Source organism: uncultured Campylobacter sp., assembly GCF_938031315.1.
Lineage (GTDB): Bacteria > Campylobacterota > Campylobacteria > Campylobacterales > Campylobacteraceae > Campylobacter_B.
Genome location: NZ_CALHHT010000082.1, coordinates 1 through 4,134, shown reverse-complemented (window position 1 = coordinate 4,134; position 4,134 = coordinate 1). Strand labels below are relative to the sequence as shown.

The 4,134-nt window shown below is 48.5% G+C and carries 3 protein-coding genes; 1 reads left to right on the top strand and 2 read right to left on the bottom strand.

Annotated features, from left to right (window positions below; translation table 11 throughout):
• Positions 1-771: 771 nt before the first annotated feature.
• Together Q0236_RS02225 and ciaB are read right to left on the bottom strand one after the other, a co-directional pair.
• On the bottom strand, positions 772-1,422 hold the full coding sequence (locus tag Q0236_RS02225) for a hypothetical protein (RefSeq protein ID WP_297914548.1): 651 nt from the start codon (positions 1,420-1,422) through the stop codon (positions 772-774).
• 72 nt (positions 1,423-1,494) lie between these two features.
• Positions 1,495-3,309 (bottom strand): invasion protein CiaB, encoded by a 1,815-nt coding sequence (gene ciaB, locus Q0236_RS02220; RefSeq protein WP_297914545.1) that lies wholly within the window; start codon positions 3,307-3,309, stop codon positions 1,495-1,497.
• 185 nt (positions 3,310-3,494) lie between these two features.
• On the opposite strand from ciaB, the gene Q0236_RS02215 reads away from it, so the two are divergent.
• Positions 3,495-3,914 carry an acyl-CoA thioesterase gene (locus Q0236_RS02215; RefSeq protein ID WP_295153100.1) on the top strand — a complete coding sequence of 140 codons (420 nt, stop codon included), beginning with the start codon at positions 3,495-3,497 and terminating at the stop codon, positions 3,912-3,914.
• The last annotated feature ends 220 nt before the right edge of the window (positions 3,915-4,134 follow it).

Here is a 4,134-nt window from a genome sequence, read left to right as displayed (position 1 = left end):
GATCGAGCCCGTGGATATGGATGTTGAAATTTAGAGCTTTGCTTTTAAATTTACGGTTCGTAAAATTCGCGATATAAATTTAAAATTCTAGAATTTCGCTATGTAAAATTCTATCTTTGGAATTTACTCGCGGCAATGTTTTCTCTTAAGGGGGATGGGCTCTACTTACTCTGTGCTTCGCTTGCGCTCGCAAGAAACCCCGCCAGGCTAAGAGCCTTGCGTCGCTACGCTCGTTTTACAAGGAGCCCCCTTAAATTCCTAACCTCTGGCATGCTCAGGGGGGCGACTCCGTCTGCGTTAAAATTTAATATGACCTGGATTACTACATTAGGAATTTTAAGTATGTTTGTTTCATTAGACTAAAACTCAGGCGTAGCCTGTACCGCTTAAAGCGTCGTCGGAGGATGGGTGGGGCTTGTGGGCGAGCAGAGCAATGCGGTGCTGTGGGACAACGCCGCCTCTGCGAGAAGTGTGACCTCGCAATTGGGGCCCCCTTTCCGCCCCAATAGAAACATATCACGGATTAAAATTTAAACGGAATTTCATTTTGTAATAAATTTAAAATTTCTCTATGTAGAATTTGCCTCTAGAATTTGGGGCGTGGCAGCGTTTTCTCTTAAGGGGAAAGGGGCGCTACTTGCGAGGCGCTCCCCTTCCCCCTTAAAATCCCCCAACCCCTTGGCACGCTCAAAGCGCGAGCTACGCTCGCGCTAATTTTAAGCTGCGGTTGGCGGCGTAAAATTTGGCTAAAATTCTGCGTTCAGCTCGCCGTTACGCCTCGCGCATCTCCTCTGCTAGGCGCTTTTTATAGGCGTATTTAAAATAAGATGACAAAGCTGGCGGCCATATTAGCGCTAAACCTATCGCTAACACCACGCTAGCCCAGCGCAAGAGTACCGAAAATATTTCTGCATAGTTTGCCGTATTGATATCAAACCATGCCACTGGCATGAAGTTTTGGATTGCGATTAAATATATGAGAGCACTTGTTAGCATGGCGGGTAGAAAATAATTCAAGACATTTAATTTTTGGTAGTTTATATCCGCGGTAAGATATCCTACCACACACGCAATAAAAATAAATGAGTATAAAGTAGCGCGCAATATTGCTAGGCGTTGTAACCCGAGAGCTTGATTGTTGGCGTTATCATCGTTTATGTTTTGATTATTTTTGTTTGAGTACCCTGCGACAAAAGCAAAATGTGCACCTATCACCACAAAGCAAACGCATTGCGTAAAATCGTAAAGTAAACAAATAGAAAACCATTCCAATATATCTAAATCATGGTAGTCTTGAAGCTTCTCACTTACCAGATAAAGCCCTGATATTCTTATTACACAAAACATTGCCGCGAGCAAAATCGGATGTAGCGCAAGCCTGCCGCTTCGCAAATCGGAGAGTAAATTTTTAAAATATCTCATGCTTTCCCTTTAAAATTCCGCGGAATTTTACTAGCTCTCCATTATTTTAAGGCGTAGTTCGGAGCTGAAATTTTAAAGCCACTTTGCTCGTTCATTGCTAGGATCCGTTTCGTTGCCGATCGCTTCGTAGCGCGAGTAGTAAAACTTCACAAACTCCCGCACCTGCGCCTCGCACGGCAGATACACGCCGCCGCTAAGCTCCGCAAAGCGCGATAAAAATTCCGCCGCGTCCTTTTTGCCGCAATAAAGCCGCGCCAGATCCTCGTAGTTTTGCAGGCACGCAAACTTAAAGCTCTCGTAGCCCGCGCGGTCAAATTTAATCGCCAGACGCCCGCGTTCAAATTTCAAAACGCCCGATGCAAAAAGCAAGCTCAGATGTATCAGAGCCTCGCAGTAGTAGGGTTTGAGCTCCTCCACCCGCTGCCACGCGATGAGCCCCACGGCGCGGCGGATCAGCTCATCCAGCACCGGCAGGCAAAATTCCGCCTCCTCGTGGAAAAAGAAGCTCACGAGCCCGCCCGTAGTCGCCTTGTACTCCTCGATGAGCTTAAAAAGCCCCGAGCGGTTCATGCGCGCCTCGGTGTCCGCGTCGATGAAAAATATATGCCCGAACTCGTGCCCGATCGTCGATATTTCGTAGACGCGGCGCCAAATTTGCGGCTTTTTAAATAAAATTTCGCGCCCGAAATTTAGATAGTGGAGGTCGAAAATTTCGCCGCTTAGCCGCATAAAAGGTCTAGCTTTGGCGCTTTCATAGACGAAATTTACGAAGGCGAAAATTTTCTTACCGCAGTTGGTGCTTACAAATTCGTCGTTGGGTACGACCTGCGCCGAAAAGAGCCCGTTAAGATCGGCTCCGTAGTAGATCAGCGGCGCGCAGACGTAAAGCTGAGTTTTGGCGATGTTTGAGAGCACGAGCGAGTGCATGACGGCGTTGTTTGCGCCGATTTTTTCATACGCGCGCTCAAAGCTCTCGCTTACGCGCGCTTTAAATTCCTCCGCGCTAAACTCATACGCGCCTGCAAGTCTGACGTCCCATTCCAGCGCGACTGCGTGCGTGTAGGCGTCCTCGTAGTATTCGAGCGGATGCCCGATCTGAAGCGGCGTTTTTATATCCATCCACGCGATCTCCGCATCCCGCCACGCGCCGATCACCGCGCTAGCGTCCTTTTCGCAAAAGGCCTGTTTGAGCTTGCCTAGATACGCGATGTAGGCTAGTTCGCTCTCATCTTCTGCAAGCATCACGAGGCGCTCTAAAAGATCGCTAAATTCACTCTGCAGCTTTGCCGTCTCATCCGCAAAGGCTACGGCGTAGGGAACCATTTGGGATTTGCCGTCGCGCTGCACTACTGCGCCGTAGCAACGCTCGCAGATCTCGCCGTGAGGCGTGCGCATAAACAGCTCCTCTTGCAGCAAAAATTCCTTCGCCTGCGCAAGCGAGCTAAATTCCTTTTCCCAGCGCTTGTTCGTGCCTTCGATGATTAGGGCTTGCCAGCTTTTTTGCATATCGCTTAGCACGAGCCCGATGTGGTGCACGCCCTTTAAAAGCTCCAGATAAAAGGGCTGCAAAATCCCCTGCGCGCCCGCTTCGGCGATGAGCGCTGCGTGCATGCCCTCGTGTATTTCGCGCGTGAAATCATACATTTTGCTCTTTAGCTCGCGCTGCCGCGCCTCATCGTAGCCTAAGCGGCGGAATTCTTGCAGCAGCGGATCCTCTTTGAGATCGACTATGCGTCGCAATACGGCGATGCGCGCAGTATCGCCAGACTCAAAGCCGCAAATTTCCAGCCCGCGCGCGATCAGCTCGGCGTGCGGCTCGTCGTAGAGGGCGTTTAGTCGCGCCTTAGCGCTCGCTGCCATCTCGCTAAGTTTTACAAAATCGTTCATCGCGTATCCTTTTTGCCGTTTTTATCGTCTTTTTACGAGCGGAATGTGTCTGCTTCGAGAGCTAAATTCCATCCTCGCATCCGCTTAAAATTTTAAAATTTCGGCATAGATTTTTGCCGATTGTATCGAAAAAGTGTTAAATTTGCGCGGTTAAAATGCGAGATTTTTAAATTTAAGGAGTAAAAATGAGCGATTTAAACTTAGACGATTTCGGCGAGCCGCGTATCAAGGTCGTAGCGCTGCCTAAGGATACGAATAGCTCGGGCAATATTTTCGGCGGCTGGATACTAGCGCAGATCGATTTAGCGGGCGCGACGGCGGCGCGCGAGATAGCGCCCGAGCGGGTCGTGACGATCTCGATGCAGGAGGTAACTTTCAAGCAGCCCGTATTTATCGGCGATGTCATCAGCTGCTACGCAAAAGTACTAAGCGTGGGAAATACCTCTATCCGCGTGCAGATCGAGGTCGCAGCGCTACGACTGGGCGAGGATGGATTTCGCGAGTGTCTGCACGTAACCAGCGCGATCGCAACCTACGTAAGTGTGACCAAATCAGGCCAAAAAAAGCCGATCAGCGCAGAGATCAAGCGGCTACACGGATTTTAAAATTTCTCAGACTTTAGTTTTAGCTCAAGGAATTTTAGCGTCAAGCTTATAACGCGAAAATTCTTATGTGAGATAAGCTTAGTGCACAGAACTTGCTGCGTAAAATTTTATAATTTTAAGCGCGGAATTTTGCTGTGCAGTATTTTGGCGGAAAATCTCGCAGACAGAATTTTAGAATTTTAGAATTTTAGAATTTTAGAATTTTAGAATTTTAGAATTT